Below are 23978 nucleotides of genomic sequence, written 5' to 3' on the forward strand. Positions count from 1 at the left end.
AGATAGCCTCTTTTTGTAAACAAAACACAAATAAATGAAAAATCTGTAAAATAAGATTCTCTTCTAATTTCTCGCATCTAATTCTTCCTGTGGAATAGGCAATTGAAAGCGCTTATCTTCTGCAGGAAGAGATATTAAGGTACGGTGATTTCCTGTTCGAGTAATGCCTCTCAACAATCGTTTGGCATCAAACCATTCTACTCCACACTCTCCATATAACTCTTTTCTCCTCTCTAATAATATAGCCTCCAACAAAGACTCTCCACTAGTTGTGGTAACTTTAGCAGCTATATCTCTATTTTGTCGAAGATAATCTAATAGTTCTATTGCTCTCTTCTCATCCCCTAAGTGATAAGCTGCTTCAGCTTCAATAAGAATAAGCTCAGGATAGCGAATTACAGGTAAATCCGCTTCAAAAGTAAATTTAAACTTAGAAGTCACATAAGCTTGCCAATCACCTTCAGGCTTTTCATAAAAATTACTAAAAAGATTACGCACATCAGTAGCGCTAAATAGCTTAACAAAATTGTCATTGATAAAAGTACCGTGATACGCAATAGCAACGTGATCCATCATGGCATGGGGGTGTGAACGATAATACACTGTCTGATCAGGAGTCTGAGGTAGAGCCCAAAGCCACTCTGTCGCATTCATTGAATCAAACCCATTAGTATACTCCTCAGCATTTAGTACCTTACCAATATTTCCTCCATAAGCAGCTAAAGCATTTTCTTGAGCTAATTTCCATTTCCCCATATATTGATATACTTGTGCTAAAAAAGCTTGCGCTACAGACTTATTAATATAAGATTTATTAATTCTATTACTACCTAAGCGTGTATTTGCTTCTTCTAAATCCGTTACAATTCGATCAAAGAACTCTTCTTTTGTCGAAAATGGGTTAGGTGTAGTTGAAGGACTAGTATAAATAGGTGGGTAAGCTGACGATTGAGAAGAAAGGTAAGCCTCTCCGAACTCAATGGCTAACTGAAAATAGTAATACCCTCTCAAAGCTAATGCTTGTCCAATCAACTCATCTTTATCCTCTGCACTAAAACTAGTACTAGACTCTACACCTACTATAAAATTATTTACCTGATCAATAATCTTATACGGCAACCTCCACGAAAATTTGGCACGAGTTTGAGTACTAATATTTACTTGATAATCGTAATCATTGCTAAACCAGATCTGCTTTTGTATCAAATCAGCACCTTTCACACTTCTAGCAAATAATATACTGTGAAGACCTGATGCTTCATCGTTAATCAACGAAATACGTTGAAGTCTTAAAATTCCAGAAAGAAAAGCATTTGCACCTTCTTTGCTTCCGAAAACGACATCAGGTGAAATACTGTCTTTCGGTTTTGGGTCGTCTAAAAAGTCAGACGAGCAACTTACTGTAGTTCCTACTAATAGTGCAACTGCAATTCCTTTTATAATATATTTTATCACTTGTTTACTTTTTTAAAAATTAATATTTAGACCGACTGATATAGTAGCAGATACAGGTACTCTGTAATTCGTCACCCCGTTAATCGCTTGTTCTGGATCTATACCTTTATGCGACTGGAAAGTCAATAAGTTTTCTCCTTGTATATATACTCTAGCTTGCTTTAACTTCAACTTGCCAAGGTTATCTACTGGTAGCGTGTACCCTAAAGTAACAGCCTTTAACCTCAAGTAGTCATTCTTATACAAGAATCTAGAAGACGGTGATGAGAAGTTGTTACTCGAATTTAAAATAATAGGTATGTCAGTGACATCACCAGGTTTTTGCCAGCGATTTTCTAGATCTGGAGAACTTTGGTATCCTTTAGAAATACCACCGATCAAACTCGCGTAATCACTATCGTAAACATATCCACCTAAACTAAAATTTAAGAAAGCACTAAAGTCAAAATTCTTATATGCCAATGTAGTATTAAAACCACCTACAACCTTTGGCAACGATGATTGATTATAATATCTAGTCGCTTCATCATAATCCTTTGTGGTCTCTCTTCCGATTACTTGCCCTTGAGCATCTAGAATATCTTTATACCACATACCATAACCATCTTGAGAATCTACACCTGCCCACTCTCTCAGATAAAAATCATATAATGAACGTCCTTCTTCCCATCTATTTAATCCTGAAATAAAGCTATCCTGAGTCAATGAAGTAATCTTATTTTTATCAATAGAGAAGTTTAAAGATGTATTCCATGTCCAATCTTCCGTACGTACATTATATGAAGTCAAGTTTACTTCTACCCCGTAATTCTCAATCGTACCAGCATTAGACAAGATTTCTAGATTACCAGTTGAAGGAGCTTGTGGAATAGCAAATAACAAATCAATTGAACGTTTCTTATAATAATCCACAGAACCTTCAATTCTATTATTAAATAAACTAAAGTCAAGACCAACATTGAATGAAGCTGTCTTCTCCCACGTCAATAAAGGATCTGTAAGATTCCCTAAGATTACACCTGGGTTGTCTAACTGATTATATCCTGTTTCAAACAAACGCAAATATGGAAAATAATTATTTGGAAGATTATTATTCCCTAATTCTCCATAAGAAGCACGAAGCTTTAAAAGATTGACAAGTGTACTATTGATTAAGAAGTCCTCAGAAGAAACGATCCAAGAACCGCCAACTGAATAAAAGTTTCCATTGCGTACAGATTTATCAAAACGCGTACTTGCATCACGTCTAAATGACCCTTCAATAAAATACTTGTTAGCATAGTCATAACTCAATCTCCCTAAATAACTAGTTAAACGATCTTCTACATCATATCCATTAATTCTTTCTAAAGAAGTACCACTACCTATTTCTCCATTACCAGGTAAAAAACCTGTCGTTGAAGCACTGAAAAAATCTTTCTTGAACTTATAAGCCTCAAAAATGGCATCTGCAGCAATATGGTGATTTCCAAAAGTAGTATCATAATGCAATGCATTGATTAAGTTTAATGTTTCCGAAGTATCTTTTGTTCGACTAACACGTCCCTTCACACTAGAAGCCTGCCCGTACTGCGAATTGTTATATGCCTTAGCATCAAATTCATATTTTTCATATGACAAATTCGTTTTAAAATATAATCCTTCAGCTAAATCTAGTTTTGCAAAACCATTCCAAGTCGTGCTACTACGCTTATTCAAGGTTCTATTATTATACAAAATCCCTGCAGCATTCTCCCCACTCATAATTGGACGCACACTATTAATATCCTTACTTGAAGCATTTCCATAATCAAATATAGCTCCACCTTGATTGTCATAAACAATTTGTCCATGTGCACCTCTCTTATACACAGGAAATACATTAGGCATCGCGTACACCCAATTCATAGGACTATACAAGTCTGTACCACTCTGTGTAGGATAGTTTTGATTAGAACTTGCATAAGCAGTATTCGCACCTACTTCTAACCAATCAGTCAATTGACTGGCTAAATTCAAACGAACACTTGTACGCTCAAAATTTGAAGTCTTAATCATACCATCCTGATTCAGGTAATTTGCTGCCAACAAATAAGTCGTACGCTTACTTCCCCCACCAACATTAAAATTATACTCATTTCTAAACGCTTGATTGCGCTGTAGCTCTTTTTTTCAATCAGTTTCCCATAATAAAGGGTCAGATACTGTCCATTTACCCTCATAATCCACTGGTAAATTCGTTCCATAAGGATTATATCCTAAGTGACTAACTAATCCATCAGAGGCATTCTTTCTTGCGGTTACCTCATCTTGACCAATTATATACTGATAATTGTTCTTTCTTCCCTCCCACAAATATTGAGTATATCCTTTAGCATCTAAAACTTTGTGAGTATCAACGGCATCAAATGCCACTCCAGAAGTTAATTTAATATTTACATCAGGTGCTGAGTCCTTCTTCCCCATTTTTGTTTTAATCAAGATTACCCCATTAGCACCTCTACTTCCATATAATGCAGTAGAAGAGGCGTCTTTAAGGACACTCATACTCTCAATTTGATCAGCACTAATCGAACCAATATGTCCCGAATATGGTGCTCCATCTAAAATAATAAGCGGATCCGCAGAAGCATTAACAGAACCTATACCTCGAATACGAATTGTAGGACTGTCACCAGGTTGTGAACTGGCATTAATAATATTTACCCCTGATACTGTACCTTGTAAAGCAGAGACTACAGAAGTAGATACCTGTTTTTCCAAAACATCTGCTTTTACCTGACTAATAGCACCTACTACTGCCTTTTGCTTTTGTGCTCCATAGGCTACAATTACGATATCTTCAAGACTAACTATATCTTCAGTTAAAACTACATCAATAACTTTCTGCTTACTTACAGCAATTTGCTGAGATTGATAACCAATATATTCGAAATTTAATAGATCACCTTCTTTCAAGTCAATTGTATACTTTCCCTCTAAATCTGTTTGTACACCATTAGATGAATTTTGAACAATAACTGATACACCAGGTAAAGTAAAACCATCCGCTCCACTAACCGTACCAGTTATTTTTACTTGTTGAGCCAATACAACATTGGACAACAAAAAGAAGCTACCTAGTAGTAGCCCTAGATTAATACTTTTCATTTTATACTAAAAATTTTATTATTTTTAGCAGCAGATACTAGCCTATCGTTTTTTGCTGCTAAGAAAAACGATAGAAAAAAAGGAGGCTCTACCAAAGCCTCCTTTTCTGTTTTGTAAAAAACACAAAAACTGACAAAGCTTTTATTTAAATATCGAATACTCCATATACATAGAGCAATTAAAGACTAAAACTGCCATTATAGTCTCCCATATATCTTTAAACATTGTTGTTGTTTGTGTTAATCTCATTTCACTTTTCTTACTTGATTTGACTTAGCAAAGATATACACATAATCTATTTTTCTATACCACCCTTTAAATTAAAGGTTTTTTTTCTATAATTTAGCAACACAAAAGAAAAAACACGTAGTTTTGATTATTATAAATATCTCTAAATAGAAAAAATAACTATGCATACAATAGACGAAATCGACAGACGACTACTAATAGAACTACAATTAGATGGAAAACAATCAACAAAACAGCTAGCTGAGAAAGTCAATCTATCCTTGACACCTGTACATGAAAGAATAAAAAAGCTAGAATCTACAGGTCTTATACAGGGTTACTCTGCACAAGTAAACCCTGATTTATTAGGAAAAAAATTGATTGTATATTGTCAGGTAATCTTGATTAGGCATCAAGAAAGTTTATTCGAAGAATTTGAAAAATATGTTCAAGAGCTCGATGAAGTATTAGAAGCCTCATACATTGCGGGTGATTTTGATTTCTTATTAAAGCTATTAGTTAATGACGTACAGGATTACCAACAATTTGTCGTTCACAAAATATCAAAATTGGAAATTATCTCTAACATCAAAAGTTCTTTCGTCATTCAAACTATTAAAAAGACCAATAGTATCCCTCTGTAATAGAAAAAGTCCTATTAGATATTGTATACTACCTAATAGGACTTTTTTATTGTCAATTGGCTTATCTTAGAATAATCCGTTTATCTCAGCATCAATCTTATTAATGATATCTCCTAAATCCTCAGGATTATCAACAAAATCTAACTTATCAACATCTATAATCAAAAGCTTACCTTTGTCATATCCTTTTATCCAACCCTCATAGCGGTCATTTAACTTATTCAAGTATTCAATAGAAATAGAGTTCTCATAATCTCTACCGCGTTTATGTATTTGGTCTACTAAATTTGGAACTGAACTTCTCAAATAAATTAATAAATCAGGAGCTGCGACTAATTCCTGCATCAAATCAAATAACGAAGAATAATTACTAAAGTCACGATTAGACATTAATCCCATCGCATGCAAATTTGGAGCAAAAATATAAGCGTCTTCATATATAGTTCGATCTTGAATAATGGCTTTACCACTCTGTCTGATCTGTAATACTTGACGGAATCGACTATTCAAGAAATAGACTTGTAAATTAAATGACCAACGATCCATCTGATGATAAAAATCATCTAAATAAGGGTTATCAACAACGTCTTCATAATGTGGCTCCCATCCATAATGCTTAGCCAATAAGTCTGTCAATGTTGTTTTACCCGCTCCGATATTTCCTGCAATAGCTATGTGCATCACGGTAATTTTATATAATAGTTATTTAATTTTTCGCCTGTAAAAATACTTATTTTTTGAGTGTCATAAAAGAAGCTTATAGGGCTTTTTTCACTTAACTGTAAGATATACATTTCTTTACTTAATAAATCGACATAATAAAGTTGATTACAACTCAAATAAAGAAGTTTATGACCTTCTAAAACCTGCCAATGCCTTATGTCTTCGCCAATCGAATAGTTGACTATCTCATTCCCAGCTAAGTCAATTCCTTTGATTACATTATCGTTTGTTAACCAATACAACGCAGTCAAAGTCGAAACATACCCTCTATGCGCCATATCATCAAAAGTATAGATAGTATAACGCTCATAAGAGCTCATATTGTATAGTCGCACATGTCCCCCAGTATTATCTACCATCCACATTCTTCTACCACCTGCCATACCGATATATGCTATATCCATATTGGGGAACTTTACATTAAAATCAATTATACCTGTTTGAGCGAACAATAAGTTCAATACTGCTACACGTTGACTTTCTTTATAAAAGACAATAGGAGATGAAGATACAGTCAAATCCACACTGGTAATAACACCTAATTTTGAATTTGTAAAATGACTCGATTTATACTTATTAATTTTATATAAAGTATTGTCCAACAAAGTATAATGAAATCCATAAAAATCACTAGACAAATACGTTGAACCTTTTACTACATCTACAGAGGATACCAATTTTAATCTCAAAGTATCTTGACTGTATACAGTGTTTAATCCAAAACAAAGTACAGTAAGAAAACCTAGAATAAAACGCATAATTTACTTCTTAATATAAGTCTGAAATGTAAAAGCGTACTGATGCTTTTCATCCTTATCATGATAAACTTCTTTTACTACCTCCCATTCCTCTAAAGGAAACTCAGGGAAAAACGCATCTGCTTCAAAAGTATGATGAACACGAGTCAATTCTATTTTAGTAGCTATATCTAACGCTTGCTGATATATTTCTCCTCCACCAATGACATATACTTCTTCTTGTACAAAAGAAAGAGCCTCCTCTAGTGAATGCACAACAATACATCCTTCGGGAGCAATATACCCTTGTTGTCTAGTAATTATAACGTGTTTACGATTAGGTAAAGGCTTAGGAAAAGATTCAAACGTCTTTCTCCCCATTATAATAGTATGGTGCGAGGTTAACGCCTTGAAATGTTTAAAGTCATCTGGTAAATGCCAAAGTAATTGATTGTCTTTTCCTAATGCATTGTTCTCTGCTGCCGCTGCTATTAACGTTATCATTCTCTTATTTAATATCTTCGTTATCGTGATCCGCCTTCACCTCACCACCTTCTTGATGCAGATCTCTACGTACATCTACTAATGGAAAATCTCTCTCTACTTTACTTCTTAATTCTTCTATTTTCTTTTTCTGCAACTCTACTAAATGAGCAACTTGCTTATCTTGCCATTCTTTACCCATAAAACGATTTACTATTGTCACATTAATGATGTGTAAAAACAAAATAAAAGACCAGGCTCCTATAGCATAAGGCCACCATATGGGAGCTATTGTCGTATCCTGAACAAAAGAATTAATGCTAAACATAGCAAAACTCCCTAGTACGAATAAAATAAAATGGAAGAATAAAAACTTCTTCTGTTTTGCACGATGACGAGCATAGTCATACATCTCGTATTCTTGTCTGTTTTCCATAGCTTTATTTTTTACTAAACTGAAACCTTTCCTTTTATTGCTGGATGTGGATCATACTCTACTAACGTAAAATCCTCATAAACAAAGTCAAATATATCTTTAACATCTTTATTTACAAGCATTTTTGGCAAAGCCTTTGGCTCTCTTGTTAATTGCAGATTTACTTGTTCGATATGATTATTATAAATATGAACATCTCCAAACGTATGTACAAAATCTCCGTATTCTAAATCACAGACCTGAGCCACCATCATCGTAAGTAAGGCATAAGATGCAATATTAAAAGGAACCCCTAAAAATACATCTGCACTGCGCTGATACAACTGACAAGATAACTTCCCTTCTGACACATAAAACTGAAAGAAAGAATGACATGGAGGCAAAGCTGCCTTTCCATTCGCAACATTTTCTGCAAAAGAAACTGATGTATCTGGCAAAACACTAGGATTCCAAGCAGAAACCATAATACGACGACTAGTAGGATTATCCTTCAAAGTGTCAATTACTTCTTTAATTTGGTCTATTCCTTCTCCGCTCCAATTCCTCCACTGATATCCATATACAGGTCCCAAATCACCATTTTCATCAGCCCATTCATCCCATATACGAACACCGTTATCCTTCAAATATTTGATATTCGTATCACCCTTTAAGAACCACAATAATTCATGTATTATTGACTTAAGATGTACTTTTTTAGTTGTAACTAATGGAAAGCCTTCAGACAAATCAAAACGCATTTGATACCCAAAAATACTCTTCGTTCCCGTTCCTGTACGGTCTCCTTTTTGAACACCTTTTTCTAATACCTCGCTTACTAAATCTAAATACTGCTTCATTGATTTATCTTAGAATTCTTATTTTTTATTTAACTCGTCTCTGAGCTTAGCTGCTCTTTCATACTCTTCATTTTCAATGGCCTCCTTCAAAAGAATAGACAATTGTGTTTGCGTAAAAACACTAAAATCCTCTTCCTCCATTTCGTCTTCTATTAAAGGATCTACTAATGAGGTGTTTTCCGAATCTTCCTCAGTTGTCGGTTCTGGATCGCGTTCGCCTAGGATGATACCCGCTTGTTCCATAATATCTCTATATGTAAATATTGCAGCATCAAAACGTATCGCTAATGCTATAGCATCTGATGTACGAGCATCTAACATCTCCTCTACTCCATCTCTCTCACAAATAATAGTAGAGAAAAAAACGCCATCTATTAATTTATGTATTAAAATTTGCTTAACCATTATATCAAATCGATCAGCAAATGTTTTAAACAAGTCGTGGGTCAAAGGTCTTGGTGGCTTAATATCTTCTTCAATGGCAATGGCAATTGACTGGGCTTCAAAAGCTCCAATAACGATAGGTAACTTTCTCTGACCATCAACCTCATCTAATATCAAAGCATATGCTCCATTTTGTGAATGACTATATGAAATCCCCTTTACGGTTAACTTTATTAAACTCATGTTGTTTATTTAAATATAAAATATAGCGGCTAAGCAAAGATATAAATTCTTTACTTAGCCGCCCTATATTTTAATGAAGCTCTACTAAATTCTTATGAATTCTGAGCTTTAAATTCTTTTAATTTTTCAACTAATTGAGGAACAACTTGGAATGCATCTCCCACAATACCGTAATCTGCTACTTTGAAGAAAGGAGCTTCTGGATCTGTATTGATCGCTACTTTTACTTTAGAAGAGTTTACACCTGCAATGTGTTGGATTGCTCCTGAAATACCTACAGCAATATATAAGTTAGAGGCTACTGGTTTACCAGTTTGTCCAACGTGCTCTTCGTGTGATCTCCACCCTAAATCAGATACTGGTTTTGAACAAGCTAGTGCTGCCCCCAATACATCTGCTAAATCTTCTAACATTTTCCAGTTCTCTGGTCCTTTTAATCCTCGTCCTCCTGACACCACGATATCAGCATCAGCAATAGTTACTTTTCCTGATACTTTATCAACATTCTCTACTACCAATCCGAAATCAGCATCATTTAATGTTGGTGTAAAATCTTCCGCTACTGCAGCTCCACTTGCTTCTGATAATCCAAATGAATTTTTAGCAACAGCAATTACTTTTACTTCTGTGGTTAATTCTGTTTGGTTAAATGCTTTATTTGAAAAAGCATTTCTTTTCACTACAAATGGTGATGTGCTCTCTGGCAAAGCTACAACATTCGAAGCAAAACCTGCTTCTAATCCAACTGCAACAATTGGTGCAGCATAAGAACTATCTGTTGAAGAAGACAAGATTACTACTTTAGCTCCTTCTTTCTGAGCCGCTTGTTTGATTACATCGGCATATGCTTTAGCATTAAAAGTATTTAATTTATCATTCGATACTTTCAATACTTTATCTACACCATATTTTCCTAATTCACTTACATCACCAGCATTTACCGTTACCGCTGTAACTGTAGTACCTAATGATTCTGCTACTTTCTTAGCATAAGAAGCAATCTCTAATGCTACTTTTTTTAATTTTCCTTCTGCTGATTCAGCATATATTAAAACTGACATACTTTTCTTTTTTTAAGGTTAATGATTAAAACAAATAGATTAGATTACTTTTGCTTCGTTGTGAAGTAAGTTGATTAACTCATCTAAGTTATCCGGTGATACCATTTTACATGCTGATTTAGCTGCTGGTTTTTCGAACTTCACTGCTTTTGTTGCTACCACTGCATCTACTGGCTCAAGTACTGTCAACGCTTTTGTTCTAGCTGACATAATTCCACGCATATTAGGTATACGTAGGTCTTTTTCTTCTACTAAACCTTTTTGTCCTCCAATTACTATAGGAAGCTTTCCTGAAATAGTCTCTTTACCTCCGTCGATTTGACGAATTCCTTTTACAGACGTTCCTTCGATTTCTAATCCCTCACATGAATTAATGAAATCATATCCTAAAAATGCTGCAATCATTCCTGGCACCATTCCTCCGTTATAATCTAATGATTCTTTACCTGCTAAGACTAAATCATATCCTCCGTTTTTAACTACTTCCGCTAATTGTTTTGCTACAAACATTCCATCTGTTGGATTTGCATTTACACGGATTGCTTCATCTGCTCCTATTGCTAATGCTTTTCTCAATGTTGGTTCCGTATCAACTCCTCCAACATTCACTACTGTTACCGTAGCGCCTTGTTTTTCTTTAAACCATATTGCGCGAGTCAAAGCGTACTCATCGTTCGGATTGATTACAAATTGTACTCCATTTGTATCAAACTCTGTATCTCCATTTGCAAAGTTAATTTTAGAAGTAGTATCAGGCACATGGCTGATGCAAACTAATATTTTCATCTTATATCGTTTTTTAGTTTCACAATTCTAGTTATGACGAAAATAATAATTTATTTCGATTATTTTATTATGCATGCATACAATTTTGCACTTATATGAATTTTAACACTGTAATAAAACCAAAAAATGCCCATTTTGCTCATATACTACTTAGTAATTTCACTGTTTTTTGAAAGACTTCTTTGAAAAAGCTTATTCAGAAATCAACTTAGTACAATTTATTTAGCCTTCAAATAGTTCATTAAACAGATTAGCTTTTTAGTTAATTCAGTGCTCTGCCGATGTTCTTCACCTTTTCCAACCAGCGTGCTCTTTGCTCTTCTTTAGAAGAGCGAATAATACCGATATAAGTTACTTTCACTGGAGATACGCCACAGAACTCCAGTGTCGATTTTTTCAATTGATTAACACTTGGACGACCAAATTTCAACCAATAATACCAACCTGGTTGATCTAATGTTGTAATAATTCTAGCCGTCTTACCTTTTAGAAGTTTATCCCAAAAAATACTATTGGGACGATACTTAAATGTAATACCTGGCAAAAACAAACGATCTATAAATCCTTTCATTAAGGCTGGAAGACCGCCCCACCAGACAGGGTGCACCCATACTAGATGGTCTGCCCAACGGATATCTTCTAAAGCTTTTATTAAATCGGGTTCTAAATCCATTCGCTTTTGATAACCATAACGCAAATTCACATCAAATTGCATCATTGCCAAAGTTAATACCCTAACTTCTGCCCCCGAAGACTTTGCTCCGTTTACATAAGCTTCTACTAATCCATGATTAAAAGCTAATGTATTGGGATGTCCATTTATTACTGTGATCTTTTTCATGATAGGTGCTTTATAGTTATTGATGGATATGCGTTCAAAAGTGTTAAGACTTCACCTGTCTCATATAATTGATGAGCAAAGTATTTTCCTGCTTCATGTGTATTACTCAATAGTTTCTCGACATGAAGTACAGCAGATAAAGCAGTAAGTTCGGCTTGTCCTCTACGACTCTCTAACGCTATACCTGTTTTTCCTCCTTTGTGATCAACTAGTACTTCAAACACCGATACGTCACCTGCCCCACTTCCTCCAAACACTTTTCGTCTAGCAGATAATGACATTCTCTTAAAAATAGAAAGGCGTTGCATCCAGCCTAATAAGCTTGTCACCAATTTTGAGTTGTATGTCATTTTAACTTTTACAGTATCTATTCCCTCCTTTTGGTTTAAAATATACAGGTCTGGTGTATCAAAATTATAAACTTCTCTTTTTCCTAGTCCAAAAGAAAATGAATACTGTTCGCTATCTAAAAAATGTAGCACTTCAACTGTTTCTTTATTGACATAATTAACAAATGGTACTGCTACATTTTCTGCCATAAAATGAGCAGAACTCTCCCCTGCCTTATCTTCTATTGAATAATATACCATTAGGCGAACAGTTGTTATTGCATCTTTATCAATGTCTTTAGAAAATACTAGTCCCGGAACAATACCTCCCATCCAACCGGATCCGAAAACAATACGACTATTTAGTTTTGTTTTATCATCTACCAGTTGTAACGCATCTACTAAAGCCGGTGTTGGCTTAGTAATATCTACATAATCTATTCCGTGTTTTTGAGCAAAAAGCAGTATATTATTATGGCTATCATTTACAGCTAAAACGATAAGGTCAATCTTATTCGCTGTAATCGATTCAAAAGTTGATGGGGTATTTACATCAATAAGTAATTCTTTTGAATTGTTTTTCGGATTACGCGTCCCTATAAAAATAGAAGCTTGAACTTGCCTTTCTTGTAAAATCCGATTGATAGTTCCTCCAACTAATCCTTTACCTCCGACAATTAAAATGTTGTTTTGCATAAATATATGTTTTTAGCAAAACTAAAGGAGGTGATAGATTAAAGTGATAGACAAATGTCTAAAAAGAAATTTCTTTACGTATACGACTTAAATGTCGTTGAGTAATTCCTAAATAGGAAGAAAGGTATTGTAAAGGAATTTGCTGTACATAGACTGGTTGATGAATCAATAAGTTCTTATAACGTTCATGCGCTGTTTCACGTTGAAAAGAAATTACGCGATTTTCTAATTCCAAATACTGCTGTTCTGCAAGTATTTTGAGAAAGGTATTCCATTGAGGTAATTCAATAGCTAAATTATCAAGAGATACCTTTGGAATAGACCAAACCTTCGTATCGACAATTGCTTGAATATTTTCTATACTCGCATTACCCGTGATAAAAGCTGAATAAGCTCCAATCAAGTCATTTGAAAACCGGAAGCAATATGTCAATTCGCGCTCATCATCATGTGTATAAAATGAACGGAATATTCCTACTTCTATCAAAGCTATTGAAGTACAATACTCTCCTTCGCGTATGAAATACGTGCCCTTTTTAATACTTTGATATTCAAACAAACTCACAATTTCCTCTACTTCCTCGGTAGTAAACAAATTAAAACTTTTGAAAAAAGAAACTAACATCAACAATTAATTAAAAAGTAAAAATAAGTTTTTAATTGTAAAACGAGTCTAAAAAGAGAAAATAATAAGTTATTCAAACAAAAGTAATTTTAGTTGCTAACAATTCAAATATACTATCGTTTTTGATACATAAACCAACAAATTATAATCATACATTAAGCTATCAAATTAATACTTAACAGATTAAAAACTATCCACTTACTATTAAGTAAACAAAAATATATATACCTACCAATAATTTACTTAATAAACTCACTATAAATAGTTTAACCAACACATCTTATATATTATGAAAACCAAATTACTATTATCAGGATTTTTTACGCTTCTACCACTAACCTCCTCTTGTAGTAGCGACAATAACACAGCCTCTCCTATACAGGAAGAACAAAATATTAATCTATCTACAACTACAAAGGGGATTCAAGTCGGCACTATAGTTCACTTTAAAGTATTAACAGATGATAACAAAGAAATCACAGATGCCACCATTACCTCTGTCGAGACAAACAAAAAGGTTGGATATCAATGGATACCTGAGCGCGAAGGCACCTACAACTTTATAGCTACGAAAACCGGCTTCAAGAAAAGTACTGAACTGACAATCAAAGTATTTCCTATTGATAACCAGAAAAATATTCAAGGAACATTTATAGTTCAAGGAGAGTCTTACAACATCGATAGTTGTAAAATGAAATACGAAGGAAAATACCAAATAGATAATTCTGGAGACTATTTTTTAGGATGGATTATCTATGCTGAAGACAGTGATAAAAAGGCCTCTGCTCTTCCAATGTTTTTTACACCAATGACGCAATTAGAAAATGGAAAAATCTCTACACCATACCCTAATTCAGAAAACATTACTAACTCAATGCTTAGTGTTTGGGTTAATGACCGCGAGGTAATCTATTTAAATAAAGGTGTGCAAATAGACTTATCGCTTGAAAAATTCAACGATAACTATATAATGAAAAGCACACTTCAAACTTCTGCAGAAAACACAAACTCGGGTCCTTTTTTACTTAAATATGAAGGCGACATTAAACTAGATTTACGCACAGAAGAAGACAACATCATCTTCACCTACTAACTTCATTTATCCTTTATAGAACCTATGGGCAAAACTATCTCTGGAGGTTCTATATTGATCAAAATATTTTTGACTTTAAATATCCCCCCTGCACCTACCTTTTATCGATTACCTTCCTCTATACACCAATGGGTTGATCCCTGTTTCTCGTTTGAAAAACCTTCCCATATAGGAAGGGTCAGGAAAATTCAAACTCGTTGCTATCTCACTAATAGACAAATCTGTTGTTGTCAACAAATGTTTTATTTCAAGTATTACTTGACGGTTAATCAACTCTTTTGGACTATAACTTAAAAACTGCTTCGTTATTTGAGACAGGTAGTAGGGGGTCACACATAACTGCTCAGCGTAATAAGCAACAGCTCTATGAACACTTGCTTGCCTAGATATTAAGTCCCAAAATCTCCAGCACAACTCTTCTTGCCTACTATACTGTTTTTCTATTTTTTTACTATCAAAATCAACTCGCATTGCTATTGCTAAAAACAAATTTTGAAAATGATTGCTATAAATTGATCTAGAATAACTCCCTTGGTTGTCTAAATAATAGTCTAATAATTTCTGACCTTGCAAATAAATCTCAACATCTTCTTTCCCTAAGTATAAAACTGGATTATAATGTAAATAACTAAACAAATCATTTGGAAGAATATAAGCAATTTCACTAGCCAAATCTCTTTGTATTAAACTACAATCTAAAGCAAAATCCATAGACACAGTACCAAATCGAACAATATTATCATCACTTACAACAATAAGACTCCCCATAACTAATGAGTATTCTTTGAAATCTATATGTATCACTGCACTACCTCTAGTAACACAAAAAACATTCAAATAATTTAAGGGCAAAGGAAATCCTGCCAAATCCTGCCCTATTAACTTTCCATAAATCAAACCACAAGTAGTAGCATGATAGGTGACGAACTCCATTTATTTATTTCTAAAATTACACTTCACATCAATAACTCCTAACCAAATTAATCATTTAGTTTCTAAAATTACATTTTTACCTAAAAAAAACATACAACTCAAGTCTTTTACCTCTCCTACATTTGCTACATCAAATAATCCCATTATTAACACGTCTAAAAATGGATAAATAAAACAAATATGAAAATACTTACAGATCGATTAACGTTGCGCCCATGGGTAGAATCAGATGCAGAAAGTCTATACTTATATGCTAAAGATGAAAAAATAGGACCGCCAGCAGGTTGGCCAGCACATACAAGTGTTGAAGAAAGTAAAGAAATAATAGTTCGCGAATTCTCTTATCCAGAAATTTATGCCGTCGCATTAAAAGACACAAATGAAGCAATTGGGTGTATCGGACTATTAGTTGGTAAAAATAGCAGCTTTGAATTATCAAATCACGAAGCAGAAGTAGCTTACTGGGTTGGTGTTCCACATTGGGGTAAAGGATATATTCCAGAAGCTCTAAAAGCCCTAGTCAAACATGCATTTGTCAACCTAAAAATGACAGACTTATGGTGTGGATTCTTTGAGGAGAACACAAAATCACTACGCGCACAAGCTAAATGTGGTTTTACCTATGCCTACAGATGCAAAAACAGGTATGATAAATACTTCAAAGATGAACGCATGGAGATTGTAACGCGTTTACGCTACGAAGACTGGTTAAAAATGGATAATTAATCAATAAATCATTTATCTTTGAAATATACCTCTAATCCCTGTAAGGACTGTTCGATCAACAGTCCTTTACTTTGATATGAAAAAAAAGTAGTTCAATATTCATCTCAACTTTTCTAAAAAAAGAAGCTTTACTAAATACACTTTAATAGAACATTACTTTTAAGTATTTACCTACATCTAATAATTATCCCTATTTCCTTGCAGATACTTGAGGTATACCTCCAGTTTTCTTTAGGTTTGCTAGGCAAAAAGACGTCTCTTGGCACGAATACTTGAAGCAAGATAGATAAAAACACATTACACAAAAGACTAAATCGAAAAGGAAAACATGAAAAAGAAGAGTATGAGTAACTTCAAACCTATTCAAAGTTATTTTTCTAGCAACTAAAAAGTATAATAATCCTTATATATCAAAATTGTTCAATATTTGTCACTTAACAAACAAATTTCAAAGCATAATTATACCAATCAAAAAAATAAAAAACTTGAAATTAGTTAATCATATCTAAAAAAACAGAAGCTAATCGTATATATAGCACTGAATATTGGGATAAAATGAACAGGGATAAAGCAAAAGCAAGAAAACAACAAATGGAATACTATTGATAAAGATATTTTTTTATACTTTTGCTTTGGTAAATTAATTACGGAAAATAGATAAATTATGAGAACGATTCAATTTAGAGAGGCGGTATGTGAAGCCATGAGCGAAGAAATGCGTCGCGACGAATCTATATATTTAATAGGAGAAGAAGTAGCGGAATACAATGGTGCTTACAAAGCATCAAAAGGTATGTTGGACGAATTTGGTCCAAAACGTGTAATTGATGCTCCTATTGCAGAATTAGGTTTTGCTGGTATTGCAGTAGGTTCAGCTATGAACGGGAATCGTCCTATTGTTGAGTTTATGACATTCAACTTCTCGTTAGTTGGAATCGACCAAATAATTAACAACGCAGCTAAAATGCGTCAAATGTCAGGTGGTCAATTCAATATTCCAATTGTATTCCGCGGACCAACAGCTTCTGCTGGACAGCTTGGTGCAACGCACTCACAAGCTTTTGAAAACTGGTATGCTAACGTACCAGGATTAAAAGTAGTTGTTCCATCAAACCCATATGATGCAAAAGGTCTTTTAAAATCAGCTATACGCGATAATGACCCTGTAATCTTTATGGAGTCTGAACAAATGTACGGAGACAAAGACGAAGTACCTGAAGGAGAATACACGATTCCATTAGGAGTTGCTGATATAAAAAGAGAAGGAAAAGATGTAACTATTGTTTCTTTCGGTAAAATTATCAAAGAAGCTTACAAAGCAGCTGATGAATTAGAAAAAGAAGGAATTTCTTGTGAAATCATCGATTTACGCACAGTTCGTCCATTAGATCAAGAAGCTATTTTGAACTCAGTGAAAAAAACAAATCGCTTAGTTATCTTAGAAGAAGCTTGGCCATTTGGAAGTATTTCTTCAGAAATCACTTACTTAGTACAAGAGCAAGCATTTGATCATTTAGATGCACCTATCCAAAGAATAACAACAGCTGATACACCAGCGCCATACTCTCCAGTATTATTACAAGAATGGTTGCCAAACGCTAATGACGTTGTAAAAGCAGTGAAAAAAGTTCTTTATAAGTAAAAAATAAAGTATATTTGAATACTCCATCTTAACTTAAGTTAAGATGGAGTGTTTTTTTTATATATACTGTAGTTATGAAAATTAAAATCCAGTTTATAGTATTATTCTTACTATTACCACTTATTTCTTGGGCACAAACCAAAGTAAGTGGAAAAATAACGGATACTAACAATGAAGAAGTGCCCTATGCTAGCGTTTACTTCAAAAACTCCACAGATGGGGTTGTAGCTAATGAGTATGGTAAGTTTTATCTTGAATCAGATAAATCGTATTCTATTTTAGTAGTTTCCTTTGTTGGATACAAGACACTTGAAATTCCCCTTACCAAAAATGTAAATTACGACTTAAGTATCGTCTTAGAACCCGACAACTTATTGAGTGAGGTTAAAATATTCACAGGAAAAACTTCAAAAAAGAACAATCCTGCACTAGACATACTTAAAAAAATCTGGGAACGCAAACGTAAAAATGGTTTACATATGTTTGCGCAATACGAATTTGATAAGTACGAAAAAGTAGAATTTGATTTAAACTCTATTGATAGTACTTACCAAAATAAGAAGTTATTCAAGGGAATGGAATTCATCTTCCAACAAATGGATACTTCAAAAATAACTGGAAAGACTTACCTACCTATTTTCGTCAATGAAAATATCGCTCAAGTATACGGGGACAATAAAAACAAACGAAAAAAGGAAAAATCTTTAGGGAATAAAAACTCTGGTTTTGATACAAATCAACACATCATCGCGTTCGTAAAAGATCTCTATGCAGATTACAATATCTATGACAACTACATTAAAATATTTGACAAAGACTTTGTAAGTCCCTTATCACGTACAGGTATCAATGTGTATAACTACGTACTGGCCGATAGCGCTTTTATTGGGGATAAGTGGTGTTACAATATTGTGTATTATCCGCGTAGAAAGGGTGAACTTACCTTCAAAGGAGACTTTTGGGTAAACGATTCTACCTTTGCTATCAAGAAAATAGCAATGGAAGCTAGTAAAGATGCAAATATTAACTGGGTTAAAGACATCTATATCGAACAAGAATTTGACGTGGTAAATGACTCAGTATTCTTATTGACCAGAGATCACTTTATGTCAGATTTTGCTTTGTCAAAAAAAGAACAATCTAAAGGAGTCTATGGTAAACGTACCTCTATATACAAAAATCATAAATTTGATATCAAACACCCTGAACAATTCTATACTGAAAAAGTAAACCAATTTGATGAGTCAATTTATACACGTGACGATGACTTCTGGCAATCATACCGATTTGAGCCTTTGAGCAAAGATGAACTGGGAGTATATAAAATGCTAGATACTCTAAAGACAGTTCCTAAATTCAGAATGTTATTCGATTTAACATCAACGATCTTAGGTAACTATTACTATATTGATAAGTATAATTTTGACTATGGTCCCTTATTCTCAACTTTTGGATATAACGATATCGAAGGAATTCGCTTACGAGCAGGAGGAAGAACATACTTTGGTCCAAATGACAAATGGCGTTTAGAAGGATATGGGGCATATGGATTAAAAGATAACCAATTTAAATATGGAATTAGTGGAAAAATATTGTTAGACAATGATACCCGCTTAATCCTATACGCAGGAAATAGAAGAGATATCGAACAAATTGGTGTAAGTCTAACAGAATCAAAAGATGTATTAGGAAGGAGTTTTGCGTCTAGTTCGCTTTTTGCAAGTGGAGATAACACCAAACTAACAAAAATCAACCTATCTACTCTTGGTTTTGAAATTGAACCTTTAAAGAACTTAAAGTTTGAGACAACGTTTAGTTATCGCACTCTTAGACCTGCTTCGGATTTGTTTAACCTCAACTATTATATAGACGAAACAAGAACGGAGACCTCTAATGAAACCAAGCAATCAGAGATTATGGCTTCGATAGAGTACACACCTAAGAGAAAAACAATAGGCTATGGAGTTGATCGAAAAGATATTGACAATAAATACCTAAGGGTATATCTTCGATATACACAAGGACTAAAAGGAGTCTTTGACAGTAATTTTAAATATGAAAAATTACAATTTTACGTTAGCAAGCCGCTCTTATTAGGAGGTTTTGGTACTTTGACTCCTATCCTAGAAGCAGGAAAAACATATGGTTATGTACCACTAGGTTTACTAAACATTGTACCTGGTAACCAATCGTGGTTTAATATTCAGAATACCTTCGCCAACCTGAACTATTATGAATTTGTTACTGACCAATATGTATCCATGCATCTAGAGCATAATTTTGGAGGTCGTTTATTCTCACGTATTCCATGGATCCGTGATTTCAACTTACGTGAAATTGTAGGTGTACGAGGTATGTATGGAAAAATTTCTCAAGGGAATATCGACATGAATGCGTCAAGCATTAACTATAGAGCACCAGAAGATATCTACTATGAATACTATTTTGGTATCGGAAATATCTTTAAAATATTTAGACTGGATTTTAGCTGGAGAGGAAACTATTTAGACATGCCAGATGCAAGAAAGTTTGCAGTGAGGGGTTCGTTTGCAATTTATTTCTAATAATACTGCTAAAACTTGTTAGAGACAATGATTTAGAGTATTTTTGCAAGCAATTTTCTAAAAGAGATAAAAATAAAAGAATATGAGTACATTTGAAACTTTTGATGCTTTTGTTGAGATTCCAGCGGGCAGCAGAAATAAATACGAATACGACTTCGAATTAAAACGTTTGAGATTTGACAGATTATTATACTCAAACATGAGATACCCAGCAGACTACGGTTTCATCCCTGAAACATTAGCATTAGATGGAGATCCATTAGACGTATTAGTAATGTTTTCAGAACCATCATTACCAGGAATGGTAGTAGAGGTAAAACCTGTTGGTGTATTCTACATGGCAGATGACAAAGGACAAGATGAAAAAATCTTATGTGTGCCTGTATCAGACCCTATCATGAACAAGTTAGAAGATATTAACGATGTGAATGAGCACTTCAAAAAAGAAATTGAGCATTTCTTCAAAGTGTACAAAGATTTAGAAAACAAAACAGTTACAACTGATGGGTTTGGTGATAAAGCAGCTGCTGTAAAACTAATCCAAGAATGTAAAGAGCGTTTTGAAAACCTAGAAAATAAAGAAGAAGGTTTATTCAGTATTCGCTACTAAAAATAACAAGAGGGAGAACTAATAGTTCTCCCTCTCTTTTATAAATAAATTTCTTCAATAACTCTCAGATGGTGTAGGCAATGCCCTGCCATCATTAGACCGATTTCTTCAATCGAAATTTCGTAGTCTATAATTTGAGCCCGTATAGCTAACTCCTCCCTAGAAAGACGTTTATACATAAAATAGATACTACGCATTAACGCTAAATATTCATTTTTTAGATCTTCGGTCTCCCCTATTTCAGCAGTTCCAAACTCAGCATATACATTTTCATCAAAACCAAACAAAGGAGTTTTGTCATGTCTAATAATATGTAATACCCTAAAACTAAAGATTCGCTCACAATCAATCAAATGTTGAATTAATTGTTTGATTGTCCACTTACCCTCAGCGTATGTATAAGACCACTTGTCGAATGTTTCGATTTTATCAAATAAGTCATTTACAATTACTATTCTGTCAGTAAGCATCTGTAAAACACTTGTATTAGCAGTTAAAGAGATATAGTAATCATGTTTCATTATTGTCATTTTAGTAAAATTTAGTTAAAAATAACACAAATAAAGTTTGACACCCCATATATTTTTATTACTTTTTCACCAACAACAACACATTATATGGAAAACATAATAAAAATTGCCAATGATTTAATTTGGTCAAACGTCTTTATTGCACTATGTCTAATAGCAGGATTATTTTTTAGCATACGTACGAAATTCGTACAAGTACGATTTTTTCGTCATATGATTAAACTCCTATTTACCGAAGGATCCTCAGACAAAGGAGTAAGTCCTTTTCAAGCCTTTAGTATCGCAATTGCAGGGAGAGTAGGTGTAGGAAATATCGTCGGAGTAGCAACAGCCATTGCAGCAGGAGGTCCTGGTGCAATTTTTTGGATGTGGATGATTGCCTTTTTAGGCAGTGCTTCTGCATTTGTAGAGTCCACTTTAGCTCAAATCTATAAAGTGGAGAAAAATGGACAATACTGTGGTGGACCAGCCTTTTATATTGAAAGAGGGATGAAAAACAAAGCCTTTGCCTTAGCTTTTTCAATTATTACTATTATTAGCTGTTCGTTATTTTTACCAAGTGTACAGAGTAATAGTATATCAATCAGTATCCAAAATGCTTTTGATATTCCACAGTGGTTTACAGGTATATTCATCTGTATATTTTTAGCGATGACAGTGTTTGGAGGAGCAAAGAAAATCGGTCGTATTGCGCAAGTAATCGTCCCTTTTATGGCAGTAGCCTATATCTTAATGGCACTAATCATTATCGGATCAAATATCCAAGAAGTACCAAGTATATTTGCCTTAATCTTCAAATCAGCCTTCAACCTTGAAGCTACATTCGGGGGAGTTTTTGGATCAGCAATTGCATGGGGTGTAAAAAGAGGTATTTACTCCAACGAAGCAGGACAAGGAACAGCTCCACATGCTGCGGCAGCCTCAGAAACCTCTCACCCAGTCAAACAAGGATTAGTACAAGCCTTCTCTGTTTATATTGATACACTTTTTGTTTGTACTGCTACGGCACTGATGATTTTATTTACTCAGCAATACAATGTAGCAGATGGCACAGGTGGATTTATTGTAAACAATCTACCTGGTATAGAACCTGGATCTGAATATACTGTACGAGCAATCGGTACACACTTTCCAAAAATTGCCAGTCAATTTGTAGCTATTGCACTGACTTTCTTTGCACTGACAACTACTATGTCTTACATATTCATTGCAGAATCAAACTTTGAATACCTAAGTAAAAAACGTAATATTGTCTTGAGATGGGCTATGCGTATCATTATCCTAGGTGCAGTGTATGTTGCTGCAATCAGTGAACCAAGTAAAGCATGGGATATAGGAGATATCGGCGTTGGAGCTATGGCATGGATTAACATTATAGCTATACTATTACTATACAAGCCAGCAATGAAAGCATTAGATGACTATATAGCACAAAGAAAAGAAGGAAAAGACCCAATCTTTGACCCAGACAAATTAGGTATTGAAAATACAAGTGGAGTCTGGAGAAAAATATTACAAGAAAGAGCTTGGGAAAATAAGCACAAGACTGACAAGTAAATCTTCTCTTCTTTTTAGTACATTTGCCTTTCAAAATAAATTAATTTAAAATGCAATACACAATAAGACCCGCTAAAAAAGAGGATTACGATGTTGTACCTGAATTAATGTTACAAGCAATGGAAGATATTGTTTTTAGCTTTATTCAAAGTGAAGATATAGAAGAAGCTATTAATTTTCTAACCATTCTATTTAGAAAAACAGACAACTTATATAGTTACGAAAATACTTTTGTAGCAGTTGATCATGAAGACAATGTAGTTGGTTCAATTACGGGATACAATGGTGATGATTTTGAAAAATTAAGAGAACCTGTACTCTCACTAATGAAAGAACAGTACAACAACAATTTAATTCCTGAGACAGAAACAGAAGGAAATGAATTCTATTTGGACACTGTAGCTGTTTCACCAATTGTCCAAGGCAAAGGAGTAGGAAGTCAGTTATTACAATTCGCAATTGAACATGGAAAAACGCAAGGATTTAATCAAGTTGGATTAATTGTTGATTTAGAAAACCCAAGTGCAATGAAACTTTACACAAGATTAGGTTTTAAACAAGGAAAGGCAATAGACTTTGTTGGAGGAGAATACTATCACATGTATATCAACTAAAAGACTATAAAGAAAAAACCTTAGCTAGTATAGGAGGGCGCTGAAAAAGTGAGCTAATTATGAGTTCTTC

General features: G+C 34.1%; 23 protein-coding genes and 1 pseudogene. 8 read left to right on the forward strand and 16 right to left on the reverse strand.

Translation table 11 applies throughout. The annotated features are described in order from the left end of the window. Window positions 1-63: 63 nt before the first annotated feature. From GJV77_RS09415 to GJV77_RS14920, 3 genes and pseudogenes are all read right to left on the reverse strand, one after another. The gene (locus GJV77_RS09415) at window positions 64-1455 is read right to left on the reverse strand and encodes a RagB/SusD family nutrient uptake outer membrane protein (protein WP_162521601.1); all 1392 of its coding nucleotides are present in this window, start codon (window positions 1453-1455) and stop codon (window positions 64-66) included. A gap of 12 nt (window positions 1456-1467) precedes the next feature. Further along, window positions 1468-3543, reverse strand: a pseudogene (locus GJV77_RS09420) (SusC/RagA family TonB-linked outer membrane protein); the annotation flags it as partial. A 63-nt stretch (window positions 3544-3606) separates the two neighbouring features. Beyond that, complete coding sequence (locus GJV77_RS14920; RefSeq protein WP_240142849.1) at window positions 3607-4584, reverse strand: TonB-dependent receptor plug domain-containing protein; 978 nt, start codon at window positions 4582-4584, stop codon at window positions 3607-3609. Window positions 4585-4994: 410 nt separating this feature from the next. Here GJV77_RS14920 and GJV77_RS09425 point away from each other — a divergent pair, with 410 nt between their 5' ends. Beyond that, the gene (locus GJV77_RS09425) at window positions 4995-5456 is read left to right on the forward strand and encodes an Lrp/AsnC family transcriptional regulator (RefSeq protein WP_155036115.1); all 462 of its coding nucleotides are present in this window, start codon (window positions 4995-4997) and stop codon (window positions 5454-5456) included. A gap of 66 nt (window positions 5457-5522) precedes the next feature. Here the strand turns inward: GJV77_RS09425 and GJV77_RS09430 are convergent, their stop codons facing one another. The 11 genes from GJV77_RS09430 to GJV77_RS09480 form a co-directional block, all read right to left on the reverse strand. Next, window positions 5523-6137 (reverse strand): deoxynucleoside kinase, encoded by a 615-nt coding sequence (locus tag GJV77_RS09430; protein ID WP_155036116.1) that lies wholly within the window; start codon window positions 6135-6137, stop codon window positions 5523-5525. Next, window positions 6137-6937 carry a hypothetical protein gene (locus tag GJV77_RS09435; RefSeq protein ID WP_155036117.1) on the reverse strand — a complete coding sequence of 267 codons (801 nt, stop codon included), beginning with the start codon at window positions 6935-6937 and terminating at the stop codon, window positions 6137-6139. Before GJV77_RS09435 ends, GJV77_RS09430 begins: the two co-directional genes overlap by 1 nt. 3 nt (window positions 6938-6940) lie before the next feature. Continuing rightward, window positions 6941-7420, reverse strand: coding sequence for a dihydrofolate reductase (locus tag GJV77_RS09440; RefSeq protein WP_155036118.1), 480 nt, complete (start codon window positions 7418-7420; stop codon window positions 6941-6943). Between the two features lie 4 nt (window positions 7421-7424). Then, window positions 7425-7835, reverse strand: coding sequence for a 2TM domain-containing protein (locus GJV77_RS09445; RefSeq protein ID WP_155036119.1), 411 nt, complete (start codon window positions 7833-7835; stop codon window positions 7425-7427). Between the two features lie 14 nt (window positions 7836-7849). Continuing rightward, window positions 7850-8674 carry a thymidylate synthase gene (locus GJV77_RS09450; protein WP_155036120.1) on the reverse strand — a complete coding sequence of 275 codons (825 nt, stop codon included), beginning with the start codon at window positions 8672-8674 and terminating at the stop codon, window positions 7850-7852. A gap of 18 nt (window positions 8675-8692) precedes the next feature. Then, window positions 8693-9301 carry a bifunctional nuclease family protein gene (locus GJV77_RS09455; protein ID WP_155036121.1) on the reverse strand — a complete coding sequence of 203 codons (609 nt, stop codon included), beginning with the start codon at window positions 9299-9301 and terminating at the stop codon, window positions 8693-8695. A gap of 92 nt (window positions 9302-9393) precedes the next feature. Continuing rightward, window positions 9394-10362, reverse strand: coding sequence for an electron transfer flavoprotein subunit alpha/FixB family protein (locus GJV77_RS09460; protein WP_155036122.1), 969 nt, complete (start codon window positions 10360-10362; stop codon window positions 9394-9396). A 39-nt stretch (window positions 10363-10401) separates the two neighbouring features. Continuing rightward, window positions 10402-11148, reverse strand: coding sequence for an electron transfer flavoprotein subunit beta/FixA family protein (locus GJV77_RS09465; protein WP_155036123.1), 747 nt, complete (start codon window positions 11146-11148; stop codon window positions 10402-10404). A 262-nt stretch (window positions 11149-11410) separates the two neighbouring features. Then, the gene (locus tag GJV77_RS09470) at window positions 11411-11989 is read right to left on the reverse strand and encodes an NAD(P)H-dependent oxidoreductase (protein WP_155036124.1); all 579 of its coding nucleotides are present in this window, start codon (window positions 11987-11989) and stop codon (window positions 11411-11413) included. Further along, window positions 11986-13014 carry a saccharopine dehydrogenase family protein gene (locus tag GJV77_RS09475; RefSeq protein ID WP_155036125.1) on the reverse strand — a complete coding sequence of 343 codons (1029 nt, stop codon included), beginning with the start codon at window positions 13012-13014 and terminating at the stop codon, window positions 11986-11988. The genes GJV77_RS09470 and GJV77_RS09475 overlap by 4 nt, the downstream gene beginning before the upstream one ends. Window positions 13015-13072: 58 nt before the next feature. Next, window positions 13073-13639, reverse strand: coding sequence for a Crp/Fnr family transcriptional regulator (locus GJV77_RS09480; protein ID WP_155036126.1), 567 nt, complete (start codon window positions 13637-13639; stop codon window positions 13073-13075). Between the two features lie 289 nt (window positions 13640-13928). On the opposite strand from GJV77_RS09480, the gene GJV77_RS09485 reads away from it, so the two are divergent. Continuing rightward, entirely contained in the window at window positions 13929-14732 is an 804-nt protein-coding gene (locus GJV77_RS09485; RefSeq protein ID WP_155036127.1) for a hypothetical protein, read from the forward strand. Window positions 14733-14840: 108 nt separating this feature from the next. Here the strand turns inward: GJV77_RS09485 and GJV77_RS09490 are convergent, their stop codons facing one another. Next, on the reverse strand, window positions 14841-15665 hold the full coding sequence (locus GJV77_RS09490) for an AraC family transcriptional regulator (RefSeq protein ID WP_155036128.1): 825 nt from the start codon (window positions 15663-15665) through the stop codon (window positions 14841-14843). Window positions 15666-15845: 180 nt separating this feature from the next. Between GJV77_RS09490 and GJV77_RS09495 the strand changes: the two genes are divergently transcribed. The 4 genes from GJV77_RS09495 to GJV77_RS09510 all read left to right on the forward strand — a co-directional run bounded on the left by GJV77_RS09495 (window position 15846) and on the right by GJV77_RS09510 (window position 21207). After that, window positions 15846-16391: a GNAT family N-acetyltransferase gene (locus GJV77_RS09495; RefSeq protein WP_155036129.1), complete on the forward strand. Its 546-nt coding sequence runs from the start codon at window positions 15846-15848 to the stop codon at window positions 16389-16391. A gap of 664 nt (window positions 16392-17055) precedes the next feature. After that, window positions 17056-18033: a pyruvate dehydrogenase complex E1 component subunit beta gene (locus GJV77_RS09500; RefSeq protein WP_155036130.1), complete on the forward strand. Its 978-nt coding sequence runs from the start codon at window positions 17056-17058 to the stop codon at window positions 18031-18033. Window positions 18034-18107: 74 nt separating this feature from the next. Beyond that, on the forward strand, window positions 18108-20597 hold the full coding sequence (locus tag GJV77_RS09505; RefSeq protein ID WP_155036131.1) for a DUF5686 and carboxypeptidase-like regulatory domain-containing protein: 2490 nt from the start codon (window positions 18108-18110) through the stop codon (window positions 20595-20597). An 82-nt stretch (window positions 20598-20679) separates the two neighbouring features. After that, window positions 20680-21207 carry an inorganic diphosphatase gene (locus GJV77_RS09510; RefSeq protein WP_155036132.1) on the forward strand — a complete coding sequence of 176 codons (528 nt, stop codon included), beginning with the start codon at window positions 20680-20682 and terminating at the stop codon, window positions 21205-21207. 38 nt (window positions 21208-21245) lie between these two features. Here GJV77_RS09510 and GJV77_RS09515 read toward each other — a convergent pair whose 3' ends face one another. Next, window positions 21246-21737, reverse strand: a complete 492-nt coding sequence (locus tag GJV77_RS09515) for a DinB family protein (protein WP_155036133.1) — start codon at window positions 21735-21737, stop codon at window positions 21246-21248. An 87-nt stretch (window positions 21738-21824) separates the two neighbouring features. Between GJV77_RS09515 and GJV77_RS09520 the strand changes: the two genes are divergently transcribed. Together GJV77_RS09520 and GJV77_RS09525 are read left to right on the forward strand one after the other, a co-directional pair. Next, complete coding sequence (locus GJV77_RS09520; RefSeq protein WP_155036134.1) at window positions 21825-23294, forward strand: alanine/glycine:cation symporter family protein; 1470 nt, start codon at window positions 21825-21827, stop codon at window positions 23292-23294. A 50-nt stretch (window positions 23295-23344) separates the two neighbouring features. Next, window positions 23345-23908, forward strand: coding sequence for a GNAT family N-acetyltransferase (locus tag GJV77_RS09525; RefSeq protein ID WP_155036135.1), 564 nt, complete (start codon window positions 23345-23347; stop codon window positions 23906-23908). Window positions 23909-23978: the final 70 nt, after the last annotated feature.

The organism is Myroides pelagicus (genome assembly GCF_009711055.1).
In the GTDB taxonomy this organism is placed as follows: domain Bacteria; phylum Bacteroidota; class Bacteroidia; order Flavobacteriales; family Flavobacteriaceae; genus Flavobacterium; species Flavobacterium pelagicum.

Excerpts from the sequence above, each read along its gene's own strand:
- GJV77_RS09490 (WP_155036128.1), bottom strand. The coding sequence starts at position 15,665 with ATGGAGTTCGTCACCTATCATGCTACTACTTGTGGTTTGATTTATGGA.
- GJV77_RS09430 (WP_155036116.1), bottom strand. The coding sequence starts at position 6,137 with ATGCACATAGCTATTGCAGGAAATATCGGAGCGGGTAAAACAACATTG.
- GJV77_RS09480 (WP_155036126.1), bottom strand. The coding sequence starts at position 13,639 with ATGTTAGTTTCTTTTTTCAAAAGTTTTAATTTGTTTACTACCGAGGAA.
- GJV77_RS09465 (WP_155036123.1), bottom strand. The coding sequence starts at position 11,148 with ATGAAAATATTAGTTTGCATCAGCCATGTGCCTGATACTACTTCTAAA.
- GJV77_RS09435 (WP_155036117.1), bottom strand. The coding sequence starts at position 6,937 with ATGCGTTTTATTCTAGGTTTTCTTACTGTACTTTGTTTTGGATTAAAC.
- GJV77_RS09515 (WP_155036133.1), bottom strand. The coding sequence starts at position 21,737 with ATGACAATAATGAAACATGATTACTATATCTCTTTAACTGCTAATACA.
- GJV77_RS09455 (WP_155036121.1), bottom strand. The coding sequence starts at position 9,301 with ATGAGTTTAATAAAGTTAACCGTAAAGGGGATTTCATATAGTCATTCA.
- GJV77_RS09495 (WP_155036129.1), top strand. The coding sequence starts at position 15,846 with ATGAAAATACTTACAGATCGATTAACGTTGCGCCCATGGGTAGAATCA.
- GJV77_RS09450 (WP_155036120.1), bottom strand. The coding sequence starts at position 8,674 with ATGAAGCAGTATTTAGATTTAGTAAGCGAGGTATTAGAAAAAGGTGTT.
- GJV77_RS09520 (WP_155036134.1), top strand. The coding sequence starts at position 21,825 with ATGGAAAACATAATAAAAATTGCCAATGATTTAATTTGGTCAAACGTC.
- GJV77_RS09460 (WP_155036122.1), bottom strand. The coding sequence starts at position 10,362 with ATGTCAGTTTTAATATATGCTGAATCAGCAGAAGGAAAATTAAAAAAA.
- GJV77_RS09525 (WP_155036135.1), top strand. The coding sequence starts at position 23,345 with ATGCAATACACAATAAGACCCGCTAAAAAAGAGGATTACGATGTTGTA.
- GJV77_RS09500 (WP_155036130.1), top strand. The coding sequence starts at position 17,056 with ATGAGAACGATTCAATTTAGAGAGGCGGTATGTGAAGCCATGAGCGAA.
- GJV77_RS09425 (WP_155036115.1), top strand. The coding sequence starts at position 4,995 with ATGCATACAATAGACGAAATCGACAGACGACTACTAATAGAACTACAA.
- GJV77_RS14920 (WP_240142849.1), bottom strand. The coding sequence starts at position 4,584 with ATGAAAAGTATTAATCTAGGGCTACTACTAGGTAGCTTCTTTTTGTTG.
- GJV77_RS09470 (WP_155036124.1), bottom strand. The coding sequence starts at position 11,989 with ATGAAAAAGATCACAGTAATAAATGGACATCCCAATACATTAGCTTTT.
- GJV77_RS09485 (WP_155036127.1), top strand. The coding sequence starts at position 13,929 with ATGAAAACCAAATTACTATTATCAGGATTTTTTACGCTTCTACCACTA.
- GJV77_RS09445 (WP_155036119.1), bottom strand. The coding sequence starts at position 7,835 with ATGGAAAACAGACAAGAATACGAGATGTATGACTATGCTCGTCATCGT.
- GJV77_RS09440 (WP_155036118.1), bottom strand. The coding sequence starts at position 7,420 with ATGATAACGTTAATAGCAGCGGCAGCAGAGAACAATGCATTAGGAAAA.
- GJV77_RS09475 (WP_155036125.1), bottom strand. The coding sequence starts at position 13,014 with ATGCAAAACAACATTTTAATTGTCGGAGGTAAAGGATTAGTTGGAGGA.
- GJV77_RS09505 (WP_155036131.1), top strand. The coding sequence starts at position 18,108 with ATGAAAATTAAAATCCAGTTTATAGTATTATTCTTACTATTACCACTT.
- GJV77_RS09510 (WP_155036132.1), top strand. The coding sequence starts at position 20,680 with ATGAGTACATTTGAAACTTTTGATGCTTTTGTTGAGATTCCAGCGGGC.